This is a genomic window from Aliidiomarina maris (assembly GCF_003987335.1).
GTDB lineage: Bacteria > Pseudomonadota > Gammaproteobacteria > Enterobacterales > Alteromonadaceae > Aliidiomarina > Aliidiomarina maris.
The window spans coordinates 1-24,801 of sequence record NZ_PIPK01000020.1 but is presented as its reverse complement, the minus strand read 5'-3'; the positions used below and the strand labels follow the sequence as shown (position 1 = coordinate 24,801).

The 24,801-nt window shown below is 50.4% G+C and carries 16 protein-coding genes; 6 read left to right on the top strand and 10 right to left on the bottom strand.

The window, feature by feature from the left end; all coding sequences use genetic code 11:
• Nucleotides 1–128: 128 nt before the first annotated feature.
• Nucleotides 129–995, bottom strand: coding sequence for a hypothetical protein (locus CWE07_RS13910; protein WP_111570541.1), 867 nt, complete (start codon nucleotides 993–995; stop codon nucleotides 129–131).
• A gap of 146 nt (nucleotides 996–1,141) precedes the next feature.
• Between CWE07_RS13910 and CWE07_RS13905 the strand changes: the two genes are divergently transcribed.
• Nucleotides 1,142–2,461, top strand: coding sequence for a hypothetical protein (locus CWE07_RS13905; protein ID WP_111570540.1), 1,320 nt, complete (start codon nucleotides 1,142–1,144; stop codon nucleotides 2,459–2,461).
• 19 nt (nucleotides 2,462–2,480) lie between these two features.
• Nucleotides 2,481–3,035, top strand: coding sequence for an NUDIX hydrolase (locus CWE07_RS13900; protein ID WP_111570539.1), 555 nt, complete (start codon nucleotides 2,481–2,483; stop codon nucleotides 3,033–3,035).
• 326 nt (nucleotides 3,036–3,361) lie between these two features.
• Here the strand turns inward: CWE07_RS13900 and CWE07_RS13895 are convergent, their stop codons facing one another.
• From CWE07_RS13895 to CWE07_RS13860, 8 genes are all read right to left on the bottom strand, one after another.
• Nucleotides 3,362–4,651 carry a hypothetical protein gene (locus CWE07_RS13895; protein ID WP_111570538.1) on the bottom strand — a complete coding sequence of 430 codons (1,290 nt, stop codon included), beginning with the start codon at nucleotides 4,649–4,651 and terminating at the stop codon, nucleotides 3,362–3,364.
• Nucleotides 4,652–5,965 (bottom strand): hypothetical protein, encoded by a 1,314-nt coding sequence (locus tag CWE07_RS13890; RefSeq protein ID WP_111570537.1) that lies wholly within the window; start codon nucleotides 5,963–5,965, stop codon nucleotides 4,652–4,654. It lies immediately after the preceding gene.
• A complete protein-coding gene (locus CWE07_RS13885) occupies nucleotides 5,962–9,024 on the bottom strand; it encodes a DEAD/DEAH box helicase (protein ID WP_111570536.1) in 3,063 nt (1,020 codons plus the stop codon). Before CWE07_RS13885 ends, CWE07_RS13890 begins: the two co-directional genes overlap by 4 nt.
• A 3-nt stretch (nucleotides 9,025–9,027) precedes the next feature.
• A complete protein-coding gene (locus CWE07_RS13880; protein ID WP_111570535.1) occupies nucleotides 9,028–9,837 on the bottom strand; it encodes a serine/threonine protein kinase in 810 nt (269 codons plus the stop codon).
• Nucleotides 9,828–11,936, bottom strand: coding sequence for an NERD domain-containing protein kinase family protein (locus tag CWE07_RS13875; protein ID WP_111570534.1), 2,109 nt, complete (start codon nucleotides 11,934–11,936; stop codon nucleotides 9,828–9,830). The genes CWE07_RS13880 and CWE07_RS13875 overlap by 10 nt, the downstream gene beginning before the upstream one ends.
• Before the next feature lie 13 nt (nucleotides 11,937–11,949).
• Nucleotides 11,950–13,845 (bottom strand): hypothetical protein, encoded by a 1,896-nt coding sequence (locus CWE07_RS13870; protein ID WP_111570533.1) that lies wholly within the window; start codon nucleotides 13,843–13,845, stop codon nucleotides 11,950–11,952.
• 416 nt (nucleotides 13,846–14,261) lie between these two features.
• Nucleotides 14,262–15,485: an ATP-binding protein gene (locus CWE07_RS13865; protein ID WP_111570532.1), complete on the bottom strand. Its 1,224-nt coding sequence runs from the start codon at nucleotides 15,483–15,485 to the stop codon at nucleotides 14,262–14,264.
• 223 nt (nucleotides 15,486–15,708) lie between these two features.
• A complete protein-coding gene (locus CWE07_RS13860) occupies nucleotides 15,709–17,955 on the bottom strand; it encodes a Calx-beta domain-containing protein (protein ID WP_111570531.1) in 2,247 nt (748 codons plus the stop codon).
• 763 nt (nucleotides 17,956–18,718) lie between these two features.
• Between CWE07_RS13860 and CWE07_RS13855 the strand changes: the two genes are divergently transcribed.
• The 4 genes from CWE07_RS13855 to CWE07_RS13840 all read left to right on the top strand — a co-directional run bounded on the left by CWE07_RS13855 (nucleotide 18,719) and on the right by CWE07_RS13840 (nucleotide 23,802).
• Nucleotides 18,719–19,231 carry an REP-associated tyrosine transposase gene (locus tag CWE07_RS13855; protein WP_111570530.1) on the top strand — a complete coding sequence of 171 codons (513 nt, stop codon included), beginning with the start codon at nucleotides 18,719–18,721 and terminating at the stop codon, nucleotides 19,229–19,231.
• Nucleotides 19,232–19,461: 230 nt separating this feature from the next.
• The gene (gene traF / locus CWE07_RS13850) at nucleotides 19,462–20,709 is read left to right on the top strand and encodes a conjugal transfer protein TraF (RefSeq protein ID WP_111570529.1); all 1,248 of its coding nucleotides are present in this window, start codon (nucleotides 19,462–19,464) and stop codon (nucleotides 20,707–20,709) included.
• A 540-nt stretch (nucleotides 20,710–21,249) separates the two neighbouring features.
• Complete coding sequence (locus CWE07_RS13845; protein WP_111570528.1) at nucleotides 21,250–22,263, top strand: sensor domain-containing diguanylate cyclase; 1,014 nt, start codon at nucleotides 21,250–21,252, stop codon at nucleotides 22,261–22,263.
• Nucleotides 22,264–22,308: 45 nt separating this feature from the next.
• The gene (locus CWE07_RS13840) at nucleotides 22,309–23,802 is read left to right on the top strand and encodes an MBL fold metallo-hydrolase RNA specificity domain-containing protein (RefSeq protein ID WP_111570527.1); all 1,494 of its coding nucleotides are present in this window, start codon (nucleotides 22,309–22,311) and stop codon (nucleotides 23,800–23,802) included.
• Here the strand turns inward: CWE07_RS13840 and CWE07_RS13835 are convergent.
• Nucleotides 23,780–24,628 carry an SDR family oxidoreductase gene (locus tag CWE07_RS13835; RefSeq protein ID WP_111570526.1) on the bottom strand — a complete coding sequence of 283 codons (849 nt, stop codon included), beginning with the start codon at nucleotides 24,626–24,628 and terminating at the stop codon, nucleotides 23,780–23,782. The two genes, CWE07_RS13840 and CWE07_RS13835, sit on opposite strands and share 23 nt — an antisense overlap.
• Between the last annotated feature and the right edge of the window lie 173 nt (nucleotides 24,629–24,801).

The following is a 24,801-nucleotide window of genomic DNA, read 5'->3' as shown; positions in this document are numbered from 1 at the left end:
GAGCCTCGTTGTTTAAGGGCTTTGTTGTATTCAGACCAGTTTTTAACTCGGTATTTTGCTTTGCTCATTGCGGTGTCTAGTATCAGCGTGGTTTGGCGATCTGATCAACGCTAACTGAGAAAGTTCCGCTATTTATTCAACAAGGCCATTAAAACCCCTAAAGAAATCATAACAATAAAGGTTTCCATCGGTGCTTCGCCACCTATATCTCTCGCCCACTTATATTCATTAATCAGTTTAAACACAGGGGAAATTAAAAACCCCAAAGTTACGAAGTGCAATAGGTTCAATAAAAATACTAAATAGGTATTTTCTTTTATACAGACAAGCCTGGTACCTTTCGAAAGCAAGAGAAACACCCAAACAGTGAAAAATATAGCAATTAGGAAGGGAGTAGCTATAATCAACCCCGCTGGCGTAAAGAAAAAATGAGTCTCATCATCAAGCAGGAAAAAGCTCAAAGATAACGCCAAAGCCAATAAAGCCATAAAAATATATGGTGAAAAATCGATAAAACACTTCACCCTCCCAATCCCATCAACTCTCGTTAATTTTCCAATATTATCGTTTATCGCTAGCCGTATAAGTGCTGCAGAATAAAATACCAATAATATTAGTGTGAAGAACATGAAGGTGGTGAAAACTGTAGCCACAGCTGCAAACGGACTTTGGGTAAAAAACCAAAAATCCACACCGTACCCCTTTGAGTACTGAAAGAGAGCTATGAAGCCTAGCATTAAGCTTAAAGAAGTAATAGTACTCCACGTAATTGTGGGCGCTTGACGCTTTTCATCGTTAGCTGTCACCACATTCGCCTCGTCTTGTGAGGCCTTAACTCGAAGGTTAGCACGAGGTTCAATACCGGGGATCTCCAACCGGTTAACCAACACATTCGTCGCAGCCAAACGGTTGCTAAGCCCTCTCACCTTACAAAAAAGAAATACAATGGCCGCAGCAAGCGTTAAGCCTATGATTAATATGATTGCGATGTACATGTTATACGTCCCTGTGATTCTCACCGCTTTGAGGTTAAACCTTGCTCGTTTGTGCGGCTATTTTTAGCTAGGATTATGTCGAGCGATGGATTATAAAAGTATTGAAAAACATAACAATAAAACTTTTATAAAACGGACTGCAACACATGAACAATACCATTGCTGCCTACTGGATGTTGGCGGACACTGAGGTGCCGCTGTCGTGGGACCCAAACCAGCTACAACGTTTCGAATCGCTGTTAAAGCACGCGTTGTTGTTTAACCATCGTTTGATGATTTCCGACACCCAGGCGGTGAACTGCGTCAACTTGCGCCGGTTGTTGCAACAAGGTGGCGGCTTTCATGAACTGCTGCACCGTGACGTATTTGAAGTGGCGATACGCACCGAGGCCAACGGTCAGCAAGCGTCATTGGTGGATTTGCGCGATAATTTTGCGGCGCGTGGCATTAACCGTTTCGCCAGCGACGACTTTTTGCGCAATGATGATTTAGACATCATTCAACGCACTTCGAACGTGCGCCCTTACGAGCTTTCTAATTTAAGCCAGTTGTATACCGATTCGGTGCAGGCGCTGCTGTATCGCGACGACGTCAAAGCGACGATGACGTTGGCCGACCGCGATATGTTTCGCACCTTTATGGACGCTGAGTTAGCGCGCAACGGTTATTTGACCCGAGAATTCATGCAAAACACCATGGCGGCAATGATGTGCGCCGAGCAACATGACGATATTTGGGGTCGCCACCACCAGGTTATTCGTAAAATATCTGACGCGCCTTATATTACGGCGCTACCGCAGGTGCTGAGTGCGTCACCTATTTATTCACCGCGTCACCAAAGCTCGTTTGATTTTGTGTATGGGGTGGCGGGTGCTTCTTTGGGTTCGGGTTCTTCTCCGGATTCGGGGGTGGATTCGGGGGTGGATTCGGGGTCCGACAAAGTGTTCAGCATTAGTAGTGCGCTGAATTTAAGCGGCTATGAATTAGGCCTGCGCCAGCTTACCCCCGACGATATTTTTGATTTGCGTGGTTCAATTGCGTGTCGTGATTATTTAGATGCAATCACGCAGTCGGTCAGCGATGTCAATCAATTGGATGAGATTTATGAAAAGTTGGCGGCATACCAAGAGGTTATCGACACCCGGATTATTGAGCGCTATGCGGGGCTGAAGGTGAACCGCGTCGATGCTGACACGAATCGCTGGCAAGCGGGTTTCACGCGTCGTTTGTGCGCCGATTCGGGTGAGTTTATGTTCGGATTAGCCATTGATATGCTGGCGGCGCCTATTGCGTTCGGGAGCTTCTTTGTGAATGAGGTGCGTGAACGTAAGCGTTGGGTTAAAAAGCGCACGTATAACCGCCATCGCGCTAAACTGGCGACTATTATTTCGCGTGCGCCGGATGTGTCGCGGGTGGAGGCGTCGCGTTTGGCGCGCCCTACTTTGGACACCGTGTACCGCGATTAGCTGGATATAAGTGAGTAGTATGGCGATTAAACTGATTAAGCCGGTTGAGGTGTACCGCAATAAATTTGCGGTGTTGTATGACGATGAGGTGGAGTTTCCCAATGGCAGCCATGGGCGCTATGTGCGTTTTTGCTGGGCGGCGCCTTATGGCGTGGCGCTGCGGGTGGTGAATAGCGACGATGCGTTATTGCTGATCCGTACCTTTCGTCATGACAGTCGTTGCTGGACTTGGCAGGTGCCCAAAGGGTTTGGGGTCGATGGTTTAACGCCGTTGGCTTGTGCGCAGAAGGAACTGCGTGAGGAAACCGGGTTGGAGGCTTCGGGTTGGTGCCATGCGCATACCTATTACGAGGGTAGCATTGACGTGCATGCATTTGATGCACGGGTTGAGGGTGCGGCGATGGCGTTAGATTTCGACAATAACGAGGCGGGCGAAGTGATAAACGCGGCACGCTTTGTTAGCCGTGCCGAGTGCGCAGCTATTGTGGCTGCCGCTCGCCCTGAGCTTGATGGTGACCCTGTGCTGGATTTGATATCGGTGATATCGCTGCAGCAATTCGCGTCCGGCCGTTGATTGCGGTATGCGTAGGGCATGCTCCGCATGCCGCACCACCAAACCCAAATTCACCATCATTCGTATACATGCCGTGCATGCTGTCACACATCGCACGTAGGGCATGCTCCGCATGCCGTTCCACCATCGTGCGCCGGCAGGTGAAACCTGCCCTTGTCAACACCGCGTTTTCACCAACGCCCGATTTTGAATTCGGGCACAAACCGCGGTTGCAACAACCGTAGGGCATGCTTCGCATGCCGCACCGCAAAACCCAAATTCACCGCCGTACGAATGCATGCTCCGCATGCCGCACCACCACCGCGCGGCGGCAGGCGAAGCCTGCCCTACCTTCGCCGGCGAATAAATACGGGAATAAGCATGATTAACAGCACCACTAAGATAGCGCTGGATACCATGACCCAAAAACTGTTATCGCGCTGCGCCGGCGTTAACGCCATTAATGCGGATAATGAATTGAGCGGTAACGCCACTGCCGCCAGCACCGAAATTGTAAACAGCATCACGTTATATTTATCTTGCTGCCGACGCTGTGCATGTTGGTGCTGATAGTCGATTTCGTTAAAAATGCGCTGCTCTAACGTGCGTAAGCCAAGCTGGGCGGCTATATAATCGTAAAGCCGTTGCGCCAGCGGATAACTGCATACGTGAGTTAGGTTAAAATGCTGCCTGAACTGCATGATTGCTTCATTTAGCTGGGCAAAGTTCTGCGGTTTCGCCTCACTAAGCTGCTCCTGAAAGCGCTCATACTGAATGCGCTGATATAATGCAAGTACGTACAAGTCAACGTAGTACTGCGCTTCAAACACATTTGTTTGTAACGCAGGTGCTGGCTCATCGCTGACAAACACAAGCCGGTGGTAAGCCTGAACACACTGCCACTGCTGCCACATTGCGAAACCTTGTTGCTCTAAACGCGTTTGCTCCTGTGTTGCAAGTTGATAATGCGCTTTGAATGGATTGGCACCAGCCACCAAGTTCACCGCCATATTGCCCACGTCGATTGGTTTGGCAACGTCTTGCCCTGTGACATACAGGCAGTAAGGCAACTCATGCCCTAGCCAGTCTTCCATGTAACCGTCGGAGCCGCCGATAGACCGACCTAAGAACGCCTCGACCCATGCAATGAGTGGCTGCTCAGTGCCCGAGCTATCGTGGCTACACCAAACCGGAAGCTCACTATGACTGCCCTTCGCGAAAAAACTAAACATGTCGCGCTGTAACGCGAATAAAGCAGCGCTATCGAGTGCCTGCGCTTGCATGTGTAAATACATAAAAGTGAAATTGCCTAAGCGCAACATGCTCAGCCCACTGATACGCACATCAGCTTCAGGCGGCGACCCATTCACCCTCTGAGCCATGGTTAGTTTACCAAGCGCCATATCCGCAATATCAAGCTGCCAACGCCCACGCCATTGCTTGTCGGAGTCTGAACTACTCAGCGGACGAAACCAGTCAACCGTCGAGCGGTTGTAAAAACGCCGTGTATCGACTACTTGCTGCTCACTTAACGCATCGTTCCAATGTCGCCATGCATAGCGCTTCAATAATGCATCATGTTCACTATGACTTAGATTCAGCGGCAGTATCGCAATAGCGTGCGCGTGAAAGCTCATTTATGCGTCCTCATCCACGGGTGACACCGTAAGTACTTTTAGAATATCGTTGAGCCCAAAACGCTCAGCATCCTCATGTACTAACGTGAGCGTCTGCTCACCTAATTGCGCCGCCATATAAGCATGAAGCTGACTAGGCACTCGCTGTGACCTTGGTGTTTGATAAAATCCGTCTTTGACCAAATACCACTGTTTCAAACGTTGCTGTGCATGCTGAGTGCTCGCATCCAACGCACTAATGTCCAGATACAACGCGCGCCCCTGTAACTGGTCTCTGGTGCTGACTGGGTAACGATAGAACGGCAAGCCTGAACTTTGCACGTCGGCACTGAGTATTGAGCAGCGCACAATGTTTGGGTAAAACGACGCGCTGCGTTTGCCCAACCACGTGTCGCTGGCGCTCGCCACTTGCGCCACGGTAACACCGTACTGGTATTCCTCTAAATCACTGACGATTAAGCCATCCTGGTTCAGCGTTTGTTGTAAGGACTGCAGTTGTCGGGGGCCATCTTTACCTAAGCGCTTGAGTGGCATCGGCAGGCAATTTAGCGGGTATTCAATAATGCACTGTTCAAACTGCACCCAAGCGCTCATGAAGCCCGGCTCATGCTCGTCGCCTACCGTGCGGACAAGGGCCATTTTGGCGCTCTGGTAACCACCTTGGTAACCCTCTATCGCAATGATGCTTTGCACTTCGGTAGGAATATTCGCCGCGGCCTTTTGCTTCGCGGTGTAGTGTTCAATCTCATCAAGAGACTGTAAGTTGACCTCTGGTTTTTCGACCGCCACCGCAATAAAGCGTAAATCGTCTTCCGTCAGTGATTGTGTGGCTTTGAATGCGCGCTGATAAGCCGACTTTGGTAATAATTGCTCTGTGATTGCACAGTACCTAAGTGCTCGACGCACATGCTTAATTGGTCGCCCTAACGCCAGAGCCCGTTTACCCATGTCCGTGAGCACCAGGCTCCCGCCTGACGCCAGTTGAGCATAACCTAGCGCAAACAATTCTTGCATTTTCTTTTCCAGCGCGGCCTCTGCAAGCCCGGTAAAGTCTGCCAACATCTGAATTTGATGCTGACTATCCGGTGCCTTAACATGGCTGGCTAAGAACTGCTGCAACTGCTCTAACGCCCGCAGCATGGTCATCAAAGTAGCGTGGACATAATCGTGCTCTTCTTCCGACACCTCTTCCATGTCCAGCTGTAGTTCTAACGTGGGGATCAGAATTCTTCCATAGTAAATAAGTTGCTTATCTTCGGCTTCAAGCTGCTGAAACAACCATTGTTCGTCTTTACTGTCGTCGGCGCGATTCATGCTTCAGCCACCTTTTTTACTTGTTTTTTGGGTAAGAATTTAAACCCTGGCAGCAACCCATTCGCCTCGTCAACTTGGTTAACCAGCTGCTGCATAGCTTGCTTAAATTCTAAATCTGGCGCCGGGCTTCCACTTTCTGTCGGCGCTACATAGGTCATTGTTTCGCTATTACCAACAATGATGAGCTGCTTTTTGGCGCGCGTAACAGCCACGTTTAAACGTTGCCACGCGCTTAAAAAACCAACACGGCCGCGCTTGTTTGAGCGTGAACAGGCAAAAATTATCAGGCTACGTTCTTGCCCTTGAAAACTGTCCACCGAGGCAACTAATTCATTTAAGGGAATTGCTAAATTGCCGAGTTCACCGCGCTGCTGCAAAGTTTTAATCCGTCGTTTGATTTGCTCTACGTGTTTTTGATACGGCACTATGATGCCGACTTCGCGCGCGCTGAGAAGGTCTGGCTGTTCATCCATAGTGCGCCTGAGCACCTCTACAACCACATTGGTTTCGGTCATGTTGCCATTGAACTTGCCGTCCAAGCGTTGCTCATGATTGTTGTTAATGCTGGCGGTATCCAGCCATACCATCGGCGAAGGGCAGAAGCTCAGCAGCGGCTGGCTATTAAGTTTGTTCTTACCGGCATAATAGCGGTTGTCATAAAACGCTTTAGATACAAAGTCGCTAATTTCACTGGGGCATCGAAATTGCGTATCTAACATGAAGCGCCGCGACTCTGGTGCATGTTGCCAGAGTATTTCAAACCAACTTTTTTCATATAATTGGCGTTCATGCTCTTCGAGCCCGAACTGCATATCAATCTCTTGCACAATATTATCATTCACCACTGGGCGAATTTGCTTGTGATCGCCAACCAAAATAGCTTTATCGCAGCGTGACAAAGGCACGATTAAGTTGTGCACCTGTATTTGCCCAGCCTCGTCCACGATAACCACGTCAAAGTCGATATTGCGAAATAGCTCTTTGGTATTAATACCAATACAAGTAGCGCCGACCACGTTGACGTTTTCCAAAAGTAACGGGTAAAGGCTGCGCTCACGTTCACTGCGTATTTTGTCGAACCAGTCAGTGACACTTTGCTTTAACGTAGTGAGGTACAATTCTGTTTGATTCAAGGCATCGGCCTCGCTGGCTTGCGCAAACAGCTCGATCAAGGTCGGCAATGCTAATAAAGGTAACTGGCTGCCAGCTTCAGTTTTACCGTGATATGGGCCTGGGTGTAAGTCATCATACGCCTTCAGCTGCTGCTCAACCGTTGTTAGTTCACTACGTTGCTGAGTTAATTGCTGGGTCAGCTTAGCGACGGCGGCATTATGTTGCTGTTCCTGTTGTAGCGCTTTTTGCTTGGCCGCATTTGCTTCGACCAGCTTGCTGTTCTCTGCTTTATAGCTAAACCAATGAAACACCCCAGTAAAGAGTTTCATCAGCCCTTGCGGCTTTCTTCTCTCAAGCTCAGCCAACTTTGCGTTGCTACTGTTAATTTGCGTACCGAAGCGCTGCACGTCAGCTATTGCAGTGCGCTGTTGCGCCTCGCTTACCACCAGCTCTTGTTGAGTACTGGCCACTTGTTGTTCGCTGTGCTGGTACTGCTCAAATAAGACTTGAATGCTGGCATGCTGTACTCGTAAAGCGTCGACATATTCAACGGCTCGGTCGATATACGCTATCAGCGGGTCGTTACCTTCGAATAAGCGTTGCTGTAGTTCACCTACCTTATTGTCGAGCAGTACGTGACTTAGTGACGAGCTCACTTTAGTTTCATTGCCAATGCGTAAGCATTCAAATCCAGGCTCTTCAACCAATCGCTCTAACACGTTATCCACGGCTTTGTTGTTTTGTGATGTCACTAACACCCGCTTTTTCTGGCCAACAAAGTAGCGCACCCATTCTAAGATAACCGTGGTTTTTCCCGTTCCCGGCGGCCCGAGCACTAACGCATAATCAGGCGTTGCAATACCCGCTTCTATGGCTGCTTGTTGCGATGCCGTCGGCGGATGCTCGCCACCACCGACTTCAACCGCTGGCGCTTCGAAATCAGCATGCTCGTGCTCATGGCTCAAAAGTGGTAACAACCAAGGGTTTGCAGCTTCACCTTGCTGCATTTGCTCTACAATTGCTAAGCGCACATTCTTGAGTGTCGGCAGCGCCATAAGTTTTAACACCCCATTTTCTGGGATATCACGTATTTCGGCCTGCTGGCTCGGGCTTACACGGATAACGGGGTGATCAGGTGCTGGTTCAAAGTCAACCACCTCAAGACTGATGTCTTCGCCCCCTGTATCAAAAGAGTCGATAGTCAGTAGTTTTGGTTGTGTTTGGCACAGCCGCGCGTAATCCTCAGTACCGAAGGTTAAGTCAAAAAACTGTCGCCGCACATAGCGCACTGAAGCGGCTTGGCGCGATACGTAATGATAAGGTGCCTGTTGCTGCTGCTCTAAACACTCAAGGTCATACTCACTATTGATAAAGTGAGACAACATAGTTAAGCGCTCTTGCTGCGCTTCAGTTGGGGTAAAGCCAACATCTTGCCCCGCTCGGAGATCCTGCGCACGTTCAAGTAATGACGTTTCAAGTAGTGACTTAAGCACTTCAACATGTCGTCCAGACACATAGTCGGAATTCTGAGTTTCATAAGACTGTCGGGTTTGCTGCCCCGTGCAGTATTCAATGCCCTGAAAATCGAGCACAATGCCTTGCTTCAACCCGCGCGCACGGTCTGTGTTGGTAGCTAAATGGCTTTGCGCAGGGTATAGCCTTGGGTCTCCATTACCACCGGAACCGTCACGAAAGCATACTTTGAGGTCGCCTACTAACAGATTATAATCCTGTGTACCGTCTTCACGAACCCGGTTCACATATAGCAACCCTCGGGTCACATCTTGCAGCTCGCTGCGAATATCCGTCTCCGTGCGCTCCGACGCACGGGTTATTGATTTAAAAAAGGTCTCGCTGCCTTTCACAAGCAATAGGATCGGATACGGGTAACTTGCGATTAGTTCTTGCGGCCAGAATGGTACTGATTGTTTTACGTCAATAGGCATGCGTTAACGTCCTTGTGTAATTGCCATCAACTGCTTCAAAAATGCAGCTAATTGAGGTCGGTCTTTAGGTGCTAGCGCAGTGGCTTGGCGCAGCAACTCGAATAACTTCGCGCCTTGCGGGGTATCAGGCGGTAGCATTGGATAATCGGGCGCGTCCCAGCCATTCATTTGCGCATTTACCATTAGTTCCGCGGGTTCACCTGCCAACAAAAACCAAAGTGTCTGTGCCAAACCAAAAACATCAGTTTTTTCGCTGATACGCTCATTGCGTAGCAGGTGTTGCTCAGGGGCACGATAGTCAATCGTGCCCTCCTCCCAGCTTCGACGCATAGCAGAATTGCCAAAATCAATTAAAAATACATCGGGCTTTTGCCTTGAACCCGCAACGATAATGTTGTCGGGCTTGATATCGCGGTGCGTTAAACGGTTGCGGTGAATGCTTTGTAAGCGCCAGCCAACGGTGATAATTAAGCGAATCCGCTCGACCACCTCAAACTTGTCCTTCGCCGCAGCTTGATACAGCGCACTAAGCGCGCGCCCTTCTATCCAATCAAATAGAACATATGCATGGTTTGCATGCTTAATATACCCATGCACATGCGGCACCAAGCCAAAACTCATTCGGTTCAATACCGCAATTTCGGCTTTGATATGGGTTTCAGGGTTGCTAGCAAGGTCAAACTCTTTTAACGCGTAAGGTAGTTCGGTTTGCTTGTTCTTCACCTGGTACATGGCGCGTCCTGCCGCCGGGTTGGTATACACCGAGGTCACTAAACTGACCCCCAGCTTAGTTAAAATGTGATTTAAGTCCATTGGCTCACCTGCTGGTAAATTCGTGCCATGTCGGGCCGCTGTTGCGGGTTAGGGTGCAGCGCTGCAGTTAGCAATGCCGCGTCGGATTCGGGTAGTGCACACGCGGCTAACAGCGCCCGGAAACCTTGGCGCTGTTGCAATTGCACTTTGTTTGGGGGCTTACCGCCTAATACCAAGGCACACACCATAGCAAAACTGTATACGTCGGCTTTTGAAGTTACCGCGGCACTGGCATCAAGCACCTCTGCGGCTTGGTAGAGACGGTCAAAATGCGTGCGGGCCGTTACCGGCAGTGTTTTGATATCATCTGACTGAATCAACTCGAAGTTAATCAGTTGAATATCAACCTTGTGAGGCGTGCACGCTAAGCGAATATTCTTCGGGTTAATGGAGCGCAGTACTATACTGGGGGCCTGAAATTGCGCTATATCATGCAAGGTGCTGGCTAGTTGCTGAATGACACTAATGCGAGCGTGTCGCTGCGGCCGCTCACCTTGTTCAAGCCAAGACAATAAGTTGGTCGGGTGACCAGGCTCCAAAAAGACAATTAAATCTGCGCCTTGGCTGTAATGCCAATAGTAATATGGGATACCGGCTACGCGGTGGCGTCCGAGTCGTTGCAACACTGGTATTTCACGTGCAATTCGCGCTTGAGCAGCACCGCCGTCTAATTGCTTAAATGAGTCACTAATATACCGCTTAGCCCACACTTCATCTTGGTAGTGGCGCGCGCGATACACTTTAAAGTAGTCCGTCGATTCCTCTGCAATGAGCGCGTTGGCGTCGAACTCTAACCCTGGCAATAGCTTTTGGGGGCCTTCCGCTACTGCAGCAGGCTGTTGGAAGCCCATGCAGATTTTATCTATCTCTTCGCGACTAACCTGCGGTTTAAGGCGCTTTCCACACCATTGCTTTGCTTCATTAAGAATGCTTTGAACCAAGGATTTCAAGTCACAAATCACCACTTCACCTTGGCGATACGGTAATGCGTGGCGCACCGCATCTCGGTCAATACAGGCTACCTGTGCTTGAGTTGAGGTAAAACACACCACGACTGATTTACGCGCCCTAAGGTCATGGTATTCGCTTGCTTGTTCACTTAAGCCTTTTTGGTAATCGCGAATAGCCTCTTGGCATTTATGTATCGGATTGCTATCAGCCACCCGCGGCGTAGCTGGATTATTGCGGTCGTACAAGTACAGTGAATTGCGATCCGTTGAGTCGACGTACAATTCGACGTCGCCTGCGTGACCTTTGACCTCAATAAAGAACAAACCCAGCGGAGTGACAAACAATGCATCAATTTCGCGACTTGACCGGGTTCCTTTGATAAATGGATTGCGGATCAACTTTGAACCTTGCAAAGCAGGTTCCTTTAGCACGTGCTCCGCCAAAAGTTGATGCACTGCATGTTCGGCAATGTCAGTCGACGGCTCGCCGATGATCACCTGAGCCATACTCTCAGAATTAGTATCTACGCGGTGATCAACAGGGAAAACTACCGCGCTCCAATCTTCTTCTTCACGCAGTTCGTGCAGGGTATCGCGCACCCCATGTTCGAGATGCTGGAGCCTGAGACCACCATCAGTAATACGTTGGTGGTCAAGCCCATCCGAGCAAAACAAAAATTTTCTATCGTAGTTAAGATCGATTACCAGCCGCTCAGCGATTGGCATGCCACCTGTTTGCGTTTGGCCTAAAGCGTGCTCTGGCTGGTTGGTATCGCGCTGACGCAATGAACGAGGCTTACCAAAAGGAGTCATTTCGTAAATACGAAGATTTCCAATAATATCAACACTGACTTGCTGCTTGCGTCGTGTTGCCATCCCAAATACTGCTTGGGCTTTGTTGGCTAATAGATGCTGATGCAAGGCACTAATCACAATTTCCGGACGTAAGTTGGCAAGTTGCTCAGGCTCCGTATTCCCATCACCGGCAAGTTGAGCGTCTAACCACTGCCGACATATTTGCGCAGCATGCTCTGGCAAAGCGCCTGACACCCCGTCGATGACAATCACTTGCCGTTGGTTTGGGTGCGCCCAAACTAAATCACCCCGGTTTTGCGGTCCCTGATAGTGTTTAAATGTGAAATCTTGCATGCTTTTCTTTCTGCTAATGAAAAGTAAATGGCAGCTTAGTATGTAGCGCTTGCACTAACGTGCTAACACCTAAACTACTTGGACTATGTAACTGCATGTCATGGCGGAGCTGCTCAAACACATCCGCCATCACAAACATGACACCGCCATGACCGCTGTCACGACAACCTTGGATGGCCCTATCCAGATGCATTAATGCTTGTGCACGCACGTCTTCATCGACTGCATTAGGCGCAAAATTGGCTTGCTGCCCCCAGAGTAACAGCGCGCGATGTAAGCTAATTAATGGCCACGGGTGGCCTGCACCAATTTGCCAGTGCTGCTGCATTGACCAGTAGGCGCGAGCTACATGTTTCAATGTAGTTGGGCATTTACTACACGCGCGCAGTAACAAATAATGGGCGAAACGGTCTTGGTTATTGCCTTGCGCAAATTCGATAGCAACCTTACGCAGGCCTATTTCGCCGGCTACAGCGAACACCTCGCATAACTGCGCGCACACGCTCGTTTCGTTAACGTCGTTTGCATCCATTAGCTGAATCAACTGGTAGTGGCGAGTTTGAGCAATTTCAGCCTGCGCCTCTTGCGCATCTTGTAAACCATTGAAGGTTTCAATCGCTGCGGCAAAGTATTCGCCGGCTTGTGGATTGTGGCTAAAGCTTAAAACTTGCCCCATGCTCGATTGCAATTTACCTAGGTTCTTCTTTCCCACCACCGCACTAGGCAATTCATCAACGACCTGTAACCAGCGTTGTCCCTCTTCCTCAGCAACGCTGAATTCAAATGCGTTACAATGCATGACAATAGTTCGCAGCGCAGTTCGGCATGCCAGTTGAGCATCTTCGTCAAATAAGCTTTCAGCAAGGGTCGCTGCCTTGGCTGCAAGCCCGCGCTGCACTTGGCCCATATGATTCGCTGCGGCAAGCTGCGTGTTTTTTAGCTTTAAGCGCTGTAATACGCCAATGTGCTCCGGGGCTGCTTGGCCTAGCCATTGTGTAGCGTTAAATAAAGCCTGCGGTTGATACACTTTTTGTTGCTGCAATTGACAGCAATAGTCTAAGTATTGGGCCCACCTTGATGCGTCTTGCTGGCACTCACGCTCAATAATGGCAAGGCTTTCAGCTAACAGCGTATGCGCTAGCTTACTTGGCTCAATGCTGGCAATTTCATACCAGTCTTGCGCGGTTAATTTATGGGTATGCTGAATGTTCAGGAATAGACGTTCAATTAAGTTTGAGTCTGATTCAATTAGACATTTGCCTTGTAATTCGGTGTGTTGAATAAAGCGCTTGTTGCTGGCTTTCGGGCTTCCCCAAACATACGCCAGGCTGTCGACGTAGCCGTTATGCGGGTGTCCGGTTTTTTCAATAACATTGAAACCCAGCTTGAGTTTACCCAGACGCTGAGGCGACAGAGCGCGCATCTCAGCTGTCACTGTGTCGGCTAAAGCACGCAAGTCAGCACCAGCTGCATACATCGCGCGCTGCTCAATATACACTTTAACTTTCACTGGAGCACCGCTGGCCGGTAGCAACGCTAACACCCAGCGAGTTAACATGCGCACCGCGTTAATCCAACTGTGACCGTCAAGTTCATCTAGCTGAACCGTGACTCCGAGAATGCCAATTTGGCGCTCGTTCAATAGCGTTGATAGTATATGGTGAACGTCAAATGGCGTTTGCTCAGTCGCGTGAAAACCTGCAGGTAACGCCGGAAGTTGATGATTTTCTGGGTGAAGTAAGCCAACCACTCGGCCTACTTCATGGTCGCACGCAGGCAGATCTAACGCATTGCGGTTAAATTTAGTGCCGGTTTCATCAATTAATAAGTGCCATACAGGCGCTTCATTTAAATTTAAAATACTACGCGGGTGCGTTGCTTCTTGCAGGTTCGCTGCGTTGTCATCCATGCTAGCGCTCTATTTCTTATTATAGTCCTTTAATCGTACCATCTTTAATAACAAAATTTAAATATATTACCAGCCAAACGGCATGGGCTGGGCATGGCGTTCCACATCGAACGTCGGGCATGAGACAACAGCGGGCGTTATATGATGACCTGAGGGCTCATGAACACTTGACTGGGGAGGATACCCGCCTCACTTTTAAAGCGCTTGAGCTGCTCAGACCGCATGGTATTCACCGACGGCTTCACGCTATTGCACAGCTGAGCTCGAATTGCTTTGGGCCGAACATCGGGGTGAGACTGCAAAAACAAAAGCACCGTTGCACGAAAAGTTACATGACGACGCTGTGGATTTTGCACTTCCACAATCTGTCGCGCACTTCGGTAGTAAAAAATCCATTTTCACTCCAATGTTAATCCCTAAATTTCGAGTAAATCAGAAAATAAAGAGTTCAGTTGATCCAATTCGTTATTCAGTTGATTCGCATCCTGCAAAACTCCATCATACTTGCCTAGTTCACTCACCGACCCATCACTCTTGAATTCATAGGTATTTACTCGCTCCGCATTCACCGCTGATACCTGTGGACAAATATTTGATACGCGATGTTTCTTTTCAATCGCAGATTTATCTGAATTTAAAGAGGCGTAGATCTTGGCAGCTTCCAAACTGATATTCAGGTAACTAATAATATACGGGCTATGAGTAGTCAGGAGTAACCTGTTATCAGGTCGGCCATTACTTGCACTCAGCAACCCAAACAACGCTTGCTTCTGTGACGTCGGGTACAGGTTTTGCTCCGGCTCTTCGACGATATTAATAAAGCTGCTGTACGTATAACGTTGCATAAGCTCTGTCGCTTTATCAATTTTCTGCTTATCATTCATCTGCTTGTTGCTTAGCAAGCGCGACAATTCTTGCAACCATCGGCGCTCTGCTGCAACACTCATCTCATTTTGTTTTTCACCCTCTGAGCGCTCGACAAATTCCCGCAAATAACGGGTTACCAGGAACATAGGAATATAACTTTGATAGCCACTCGACGCATGCAGTAAGTCAATTTTAAAGTCATCACCACTTACGTAAGAGCGTTTAGTTTCTTCCTCAAAACTAAAATAGGTATTATTGAGCTCTAATTGCACTGGATGCTTAGCAAAGTATTCTTTCGCTTCTAGATACTCAGCTAAAAAATCTTTTAAGGACTTGGGTAATTTACTGATTACCTCCGGTTTATCAATTGCAGCTAGAAAGTTACGCTCAGCGGGTACGTACATAATCTTGGGTGAAGCGAAATCCGCTGGTGCTTTACGACTTTGAATTTCAAATGACAAGTTGCTCAAGATAAAAGAAAAGCGTTTACCTTGGTACTCAACGACAGAGTGGTTGTTAAAGTATTCCGCTAACCCATGGAAATTCATGAGCGTGGTTTTGAAATATTGAAAATTATTGGCTTCCGAAGGCTCGATATCGCCGCGCACGAGCGCCTTCTCTAGCCAAGTCAATGATGAGAATATTTTTGCCGCGGTACTTTTCCCCGAGCCCTGACTTCCAGTAAATACAGTGACTCCCTGAAACTGAAATACTTCACCGTCGGGTAACCCCTGTCGAATCGGGCCTACATGCTTAATTTTCAGTGACGCCATGTTTCAACCTTGTACCGATTTTTGTTTTTGAGCGTTCGTTTGAGTATAGGATCATCGTTGTCGCGGAACAACGCAATTACGACATAACCACCATCACACGTATGGCATGCCGTGCATGCCGCACCACCGCCGCATCACGGCATCACTGCGTGACGCGGATGAAACCTGCCCGACGCCAACACCGCGGTTGAACCGGCCGCGGATGTTGAAACCGGGCGCGAAATCAGGGCACGATGTTGACGTTGATAACCCGCGCTTCGGCTGCGCTTGGTAAACTTGCGTTGGTTGCATTCAATAACAGAATTTCGAAACTGGACGCTGTTGCCGTTGTTGCCACGTCAAAGCGTATGATGACCTCGCGGGCACCGGTTAAAAACTCAAACTCAGTGTCACTAAAGGTATAATCAACGCCTTCCTCAGCAGTACGGTCCTGACTGGCAACCGTCAACACACCGCGCAGTGGTGCGAAATCACTAAACGGTAAGACAATCATCCGCTCGGTAGCGTCAGGTCGCGACGGCACAAACACCGTCACTGCGACTTCTGGTACGTTTACACTTGGCAAACTCTGCACACCGACTGGTGCAAGTTGCACTGTCACAGAGCGCGATTCGGGCAAACTCAAGCCTTGAGGATTCGAAAACACCAGCTCGAATTCACGCGTTTCTTCTGTGCCGTTATTCAATAGATCGACCTCGACCGCCAGTAGGAAATCTCCTGCCGCCACACTTATAGTCTCACCAATAGTGCGGTAATCCACGTCAGGGTTGGCCGTACCGGCACGAGTGCGCACAAAGACAGAACCGTCCGCAGCCAAATTATCACTCAAGTCAAAATATAACGTGATAGTTTGCTCGCCTGCGTTACCTTGCGGCGGTGCCACGCGGATAAGATCCGGTGTCAATTGTAAACGCGGGAATGGCGCAGGGCGCGCAGCATCCTCAATGGTGACTTCAAACGAACGATCGGACGGTAAATTAACGCCATTCGCCTGGCTTAACTCCACCCGGAAGGTTTGCGCGTCTGTCGGCGCTGGGTTATTTAACAAGGTCAACGGAATTTGCAGCTCAGTAGCAAACCGTGGCAATTCAATGGTTTCCGAATATGCATTGAAGTCAATGCCATCGCGGGCGGTCTGCTCAACCAAGGTAACGTGCACCGAACCGTCAGCAGGCATCGACTCGCTGAGCGGTGCCAACATCATATAATCGCGGGTTTCTTGCGGTTCGTGGTAAACGAGATCCGAAGGCAGCGTCAGCGTTGGCGCGCTACCCGCGGTTAGGTTTGAGTTCGCGATGTTAATTTCAATACTGCGCTGCTCGCCTAACGCGATGCCGGTTGATGATACTAACTGCAGTTCGAAGTTCAGACCTTCCGCCAACGAGGTGTCGTGAAGCAGTTCAATCGCAAGCTCAACTTCGCGCGTACCTGCAGCGATTTCGATGGCATCGTCGCCGATTGCCTGCAATTCAACATAGTGCGTGCCAGCAAATGCGGTGTTGTCGACGGTACGCAACGCCAATGTTGCTGGCTCACTCAACGGCGCACTGAATGTCAGCACGACTGGGTAAGACAGCGGCGAGCGTTCTACAGTCGGCATCCGCAAGGTTAATGATGACGGCACATTAAGGCTCGGCACATCGCCGTCATTGGCATAGTTGAGGGTTGCTTCGACTTCGCGGTTAGCTGGAAGTTGAATGCCGCGGGCATTTAAAAACTGCAAGGTAAACTGGCGCGGATCACCGCCTAATTGGCCGCGCAACGGCACCAAGAATTCAAGCTCTGTGCGCCCTGCCCCAATGGTGCAGATGCCGTCATTACACTGTTCGCCGGTAATGCTGTCAAAGTGGATACCTTGGCGCGCACTTCCATCGATAGTGCGAATTTCTATGCTTGCTTCGCTGGCAACAGGTTCGCTCAGTGGCATCACCACTGAAAAGTTGACGGTTCCTGAGGTTGGTGCAGTCCAGCTCAGCTGCGACGGAATGGTTAAACTAGGGCGTTCGCTTGCCACGTCGCTACTGGTAATCACCACTTGCTGGCTGACTTGCTCGCTTAGGCTGGCGTTACTGGCGCGTGTAAGTTCGACGCTAAATTCGCGCTCACTGCTGCGGCCGCTGTCGTTGATCAGCTCTACAGGGAGGCTTACGCTGCGGTCGCCTGTTGCGAAATTGACGGTGCTTTCAACTTGTTGATAATCGCGATCCGGTAAAGCGCTGCCAGACACAGTGCGATAGGTGACGCTGCCCGCTTGTGGCGCTGCACGAGAAAATGCGACGCGAACTGAGTAAGTCATTTGACTGTCAGCGGGGTCGAATACAGCAACCGATGAATCGGCTAATGATAATTCCGGGTTGGGGTTATTCACGGCCCCTGGCAAATCGTCTGGATGATCGCCTAAGCAGCCAGTTAAATGTATAAGCGCAGCCAAGGCCACGCTGCCAAGCAACGCGCGATTAATGTTCAACATGCAAGCTCCTTATGCTCCCTGTCGATTATTATTTTTATGCTACAACAGGATGTTACCACGCATTTACACGTTAAAACACATTTCATCGTACGTTGGGCATGCTTCGCATGCCGCACCACCACCGCACAACGGCAGGCGGAGCCTGCCCTTGCCAACACCGCGTTCACACCAACCCCGGATGTTGAATTCGGCAACCGTAGGGCATGCTCCGCATGCCGCACCACCATCGCGCGGCGGCAGGCACGGCCTGCCCTACGCCAACACCGCGTTTACACCAACCCCCAATGTTGAATTCGGGCAACCGTAGGGCATGCTCCGCATGCCATTCCGCCATTGTGCGGCGGCAGGTGAAACCTGCCCTACGATGAAATATCCGCCACCGCGCGGCGGCAGGTGAAACCTGCCCTACGCCGACACCACGTTTAAACCAACGCCCGGTGTTGAATTCGGGCACAATCCGCGTTCCCCCCGCAAATGTCGGAATCGGGCATCGTAGGGCATGCTTCGCATGCCGCACCACCAAACCCAAATTCAACACCGTTCCAATGCATGCTCCGCATGCCGCACCACCACCGCGCGGCGGCAGGTGAAACCTGCCCTACGCCAACACCGCGTTTACACCAACCCCGGATGTTGAATTCAACACCGCGGTTGAACCGCCCCCGAATATTGAATCCGGGCACACAATACGTCATCGCCCAGGTGTGGGGATGCGTTGGTGGGCATACACTTATAGCAGGTAGCATTTATGTGGGTTTGAGATATGCCAAATTTCTGTCGATATTTCGATTCGGGCGGGTACTTTTTTCTGACCGTTGTGACTTACCAGCGCCAGCCGGTGCTTCTTGACCCCAAAATACGTAGTGCGCTCAAAATCGCGCTGAAAGCAACGAATCAGAAATACCCATTCAAAATTCATGCATGGGTGCTATTGCCTGATCATTTTCATGCCATCGTTGAATTGCCCGACGCGCTGCTTCCGCAGCGGGTTAGCATGATCAAACGACTAACGACTCAGGGATCGAAATTTCAAAGCGCCATTACGCTTACCGATAATGAGCGCTTTCAGCGCCGCGGCAAGTTGTGGCAGCCTCGATATTGGGAACATCGGCTGACAAGCGAAAGGCGCTATCGAATTCTGCTGATGTATTGCTACACCAATCCGGTCAAGCATCGGCTGGTAGAGTGCGTTGGCGATTGGCCATATTCGACCTTTCACCGCGATGTGGAGCGTGGGGTAATTCCACCAGAATGGCGCGCCATCAGTTTTTATTAACAAATGCATGCCGTTCCGACATCGTGCAACCGTACGGCATGCCGTGCATGCCGCACCACAAAACCCAAATTCAATACCATTCGAATGCATGCCGTTCCGACATCGTGTAACCGTAGGGCATGCTTCGCATGCCGTTTCACCATCGCGCGGCGGCAGGCGAAACCTGCCCTACCATTTACCTTTGCGAACGTTTAAAATCTGTGAACATTTACTAATGTGACACATATATAATGATAAAAAATCTCTCTTACTCGATGCTTGCGCTGACCCTTACGACCGCTGGTGTAGGCGTGGCCCATGCCGCAGACAACCGCACCCAGGCGATGGGCGGTGCAGGCGTTGCGAACGGTAACTACTACCAAGCGGCCAGCTTAAACCCTGCGCTCGTTGCGCGTTATGAAGACCGCGACCGCTTGGGCATTATTTTGCCTGCCATCAACTTCGAAGTGGCTGATCAGGACCGAATTTTCGATAGCGTGGATGATTTCCAGGATGCGTTCGATAATCTTGAGCGTCTAATTCGCCAAGCGGAGCAAGGTGGCGTCGACGAAGCGCAGCTGCAAGCGGCGCGTGAAGATGTCGCTGCGCGCTTTAACGACATCAGTGGCGCGCTGGTGGGCAATATCAACGGTCAGGTTGCGGTGACACTATTGAACCGCCATGCATCGGCTCAGTTTTTCGCTAACGCCAACCTGGAGGCTTTTGGTGCCACTCGCTTAGATGCCAATGACGTAGATATTTTCTTGAATGCAGAAGACCTTGATGCATTGAACGAATTTACCTCAGAAGGTTTCGTGGTTGGACGCTTGATTACTGACTACGGGGTCGCTTTAGGCCGTAAGTTCAACGTAGCTGGGCGCGACTTTTACTTAGGTGTGACGCCGAAAATTCAAGAAATTGAGAGCTTTACCTATTTTTCAGCGCTGAGCGATATTGACGAAGATAACTTTGATTCCAGCGAGTTTCGTAACTCGGAGACGAGTTTTAACTTCGATTTAGGTTTCAGCATGACTCTGACGCAACGCATCAGCGCCGGTTTGGTGTTACGCAATATGGTCAGCAACGAGGTGGTGGGTAGCCCGATTTATTCGCGCCGCGTGGACGACATTGTGACCTTGGATTACAAGGTGAGCCGTCAGGCGGTGGCCGCGCTTGGCTATCGTACTATGCGTATGAGTTTGAGCTTGGACGTTGATTTGTTAGCACAAAATTACTTGGGGTTAACTGATGTGAGTCAGCTTCAGGTGTTTGGTGAGGTGCGTGAGACGCAGTTTGTGCGTGCTGGCTACGAGTATGCACTAGGTCGCTGGGCCCAGCTTCGTTTGGGGTATCGCCACGATTTAGAGGGCACCTATGATGATGCGTACACTGCGGGGCTTGGGTTTTCGCCGTTCGGCCGCGTGCATTTCAATGTCAGCGCCAGCTACATCGACGACCGTAGCTTCGGCGCCGGCGCACAGCTGATGTTCACGTTTTAACCGCAGCGGATGTTGAATTCAGGAACCGTAGGGCATGCTTCGCATGCCGCACCACGAAACCCGAATTCAACACCGTTCGAATGCATGCTCCGCATGCCGCACCACAAACCCCAAATTCAACACCGAACCAACGCATGCCGTTCCACCACCGCATAACGGCAGGTGAAACCTGCCCTACGTCAACACCGCGGTTGAGCCAACGGCGGATGTTCGCGCAACCGTAGGGCATGCTCCGCATGCCGTTCCACCATCGCGCGGCGGCAGGTGAAACCTGCCCTACGTCAACACCGCGGTTGAGCCAACGGCGGATGTCCGCACAACCGTAGGGCATGCTGCGCATGCCATTCCATCACCGCATAACGGCAGGTGAAACCTGCCCTACGTTGACATATCCACCATCGCATAACGGCATGCGAAGCATGCCCTACGCCGATTTGGCGAATCGGGATAAAAAAATATACCCCGAAAGGTGTGTTGCTAGGGTATGAATACGGTGCTACAACTTATATTCATCATAGCTAATTAAAGGCGCAATTCACTATGCAATCAGACGGCCCACCCCAGCCCAGAACTGTTGCTGCACCAATACCCGCAAACGACGCCGCTCGTGTTCAGGACCTTAATGCTTCGCGATTACTGCAGGTTGGTGTATTACCTGATCTCGACGAACTGATTCAAATGTGCCAGCAGGTGTTTCGCGTGGATATTGCCGCTGTCAGCTTAATTGACGATAAATTTCAATGGTTTAAAAGCCAGGTCGGGTTGAACGTGAAACGCACCCCACGCGATGTCTCTTTTTGCTCGTGGGCGCTGTACCAAGGCGACCATGTACTGGTGCCTGACGCCCTTGAAGACCCGCGCTTTGAAGCCAACCCCTTGGTACTCGACAGCCCCTACATTCGCTTCTATTCTGGCATTCCGCTCTACTCCAAGCGCGGCCATGTGCTTGGCACCTTGTGTGTGATAGACAGTAAACCCCGTGAATTTAGCGCCGATGACATTACTATGCAGCGCTACCTAGCCCGCCAAGCCGAGCTGCTGATAGAAAAGTTTGAAATTGAGCGCATGGCGATGACAGATTCATTAACCGGCTTGTATAACCGTCGCTACTTCGAACAGCGCGCGGTTGAGCAACTCAGCCTGGCCCGCCGCACGCGTCAACCCCTTGCCCTGGCAGTGCTCGATATCGATAATTTCAAAGAGATAAACGACACCTTCGGACATGAAGCTGGCGACCGTATTCTGGTCGAGCTGGCGCATGTGATGAAACGTGTATTACGCGGCAGTGATGTGATAACCCGAGCCGGTGGGGAAGAGTTTCATTTAATGCTTCCTAATACACCTGCTGCAATAGCGCAGAAAGTGGCTGACCGCTTGCGTGTCGCAGTGGCCGAGTGTCAGTATTTTGTGAAAGAGAAGCTAAACCTTAGCGCCAGTGTCGGGCTCGCTGCACTGAGCCCAGAAGATCCTGATATTCAAGAACTTATTCGACGTGCCGACGCCGCTATGTACGAAGCCAAGCGCAATGGCAAGAACCGAACTTGCGTGGCATAGGCATAGACGAATCAGCCACCACGTACACTCACAAGGAAGCACAGCATGGAACGCACCCCACCGAGTCTAATCCACCACGGCGCCCGCGAGGGCGTCACGGGTTCTTGTCATCAATTAACATTTTCCTGCGGTAATGCGCTGTTGGTTGATATCGGCTTATTTCAAGGCGACGAAAACCCGCCGGCGCGCACATCCGATGCAAGCAATGATAGCGTCCAGTTGATTGAATTCGACACCAAGCCAATCCAAGCCGTGATTATCACCCACTGTCACATTGACCACGTTGGGCGCCTGCCTTGGTTGCTAAGCGCTGGCTTTCGCGGCCCTATTTACTGCACCCGGGCTACAGCGCACTTGCTGCCGATGGTGATTGAAGATGCTATGCGTGTGGGGGTCACCCAAAACCGAGGCCTGATTAGCGCCGTATCACGCACGTTAACCCGCCAGTTGGTGCCAGTGGATTACGACACTTGGGTTAAAATAGACAGCCCCGATGTCAGTATTCGCTTTCGACAGGCAGGTCACATATTGGGGTCTGCGTATGTTGAAGTGGATAGTCCGTTGGATAACATTCGAGGCGATCAAGCCGACAGTAAGCAAACCTATCGAACCGTATTCTCTGGCGACCTGGGGTGCAAAAACTCGCCGCTGCTGCCAGACCCCACGCCGTTAGAGCGCGCCGACATGCTGGTGCTGGAAAGCACCTATGGTGACAAGAACCACGAAAACCGCAACATGCGCCAACAACGCCTGCAACAAGTCATCGTGCACTGCGTCAGTGATCGCGGCACGGTGTTAATACCCGCATTCAGTATTGGCCGCACCCAGGAATTACTTTACGAGCTTGAGGATATGATTTTTCAATGCCAAGGCAAGATGCTGGCTGAGGGCCTGCGTTGGCGTGACATGGTGGTGATTGTCGATTCGCCGATGGCGGCGGCATTCACGCGCCAGTATCGTGCGATGCGGGATTTATGGGACGCCGAGGCACGCGAGCGTATCGCCGACAATCGCCACCCGCTCAACTTTGCGCGTTTGCATGTAGTCGATAACCACGCTGAACACCAACGCTTAATTAACTATCTGCGCCAAAGTGCTGACCCCTGTATTGTGATTGCGGCCAGCGGCATGTGTACCGGCGGGCGTATGCAGAATTATCTCAAAGCGCTGTTGCCAGACCCAAGAACGGATGTCGTGTTTGTCGGTTATCAGGCAAAAGGGACACCGGGGCGGGCAATTCAACAGTATGGGCCACGCCAAGGCTATGTGGATTTAGATGGTAGCCGCGTACAAATCAACGCTCAGGTACATACGCTAGGCGGCTATTCAGCCCATGCCGATCAGCAGGAGTTAATCGCGTTTGCGTTAGAGGCTCAGCATCTGGGCGAAGTGCGGTTGGTGCATGGGGACGAAACAGCGCAACAAAGCCTGGCTATAAAGCTGCGCAGTCACGGCGTCAAAGTATCAGGGCACTTTGTGCCTCAGCTACCTCAACACCAACCAGGCGACACAGTCGCTAATGCTGACCTACCGCTTTAGCAAAGTCTTTCGGGTCGGTGATAATGCTTGTTAGCTGTGAGCGCCAGGAAGGCACTAATAAGCAAAAGGTATCTTCGACTTTATCCATGCTTAAGCGCGAGTCTTTGGTGACTAAACTCGGTGAGTTGATTAATAGTTGGCGGTTTTGGCGCAGCATCGCCACCTCACGATAAAACTCCTGCCAGCAGGCATCGCCTTTGGTACTTAAATGATACACCCCCGGATGAACGCGGATCACGCCACGGTCAACTCGCTCTAAGCTGCGCATAACAGTGACTGCGACATATTCAGCCGACGTCGGTGCGCCAATCACAATCGGCGGCCGCTCGTTTTTAACGCTTAAATCTTGCTTTGAATACAAGCCGCTTAAACGAAAAATTAAGTAATCTTCCGCATGCTCAGCCACGGCATTGTCACCTAAAAGCTTCGATTCGGCGTAAATATTTTGCGGGTTCGTGGGCGTGTTTTCGGTGCAGCTACTTAAACTGCGTACCTTGCTCTCATCGCCATACACATCCAGACAAGAGAAGTGCACTAAGGTGCTGCCTTGCGCTTTGCTCAGCTGCGCAAGTTTAGCAGGCAAGTCCGTGTTGAGCTTAAACGCTTGATCTGCATTGTGCTCGCACTGCTGTGCACTCACCATACCGGCGGCATTAATGATTAAACTGGGTTTATACGCTTTTATATAGGTTTCTAAGGCGTCTAAGTCCGTTAAATTTAAATCAAATCGAGACGGCGTTAGTACCTGAGCATGCCCTGTGAGCGCTTTATTTAAAGCACTACCCAATAAGCCTGATGAACCCAACAATAAAATTTTATCTTTCATGGGTGTACATATCTCTGATTGAAAATAAATAACCTAATTGTTTAACGTGACTGCTCCCCGCCCTAAGCGCTAATGCGCCACGGGCGAGGCTTCCAACTTCTCAGGCAGCAACTGGTACGTGACCAGATTGACGCTTGCCTCCATTGGCAGAGACCGACAGACCTGCGGCCTTT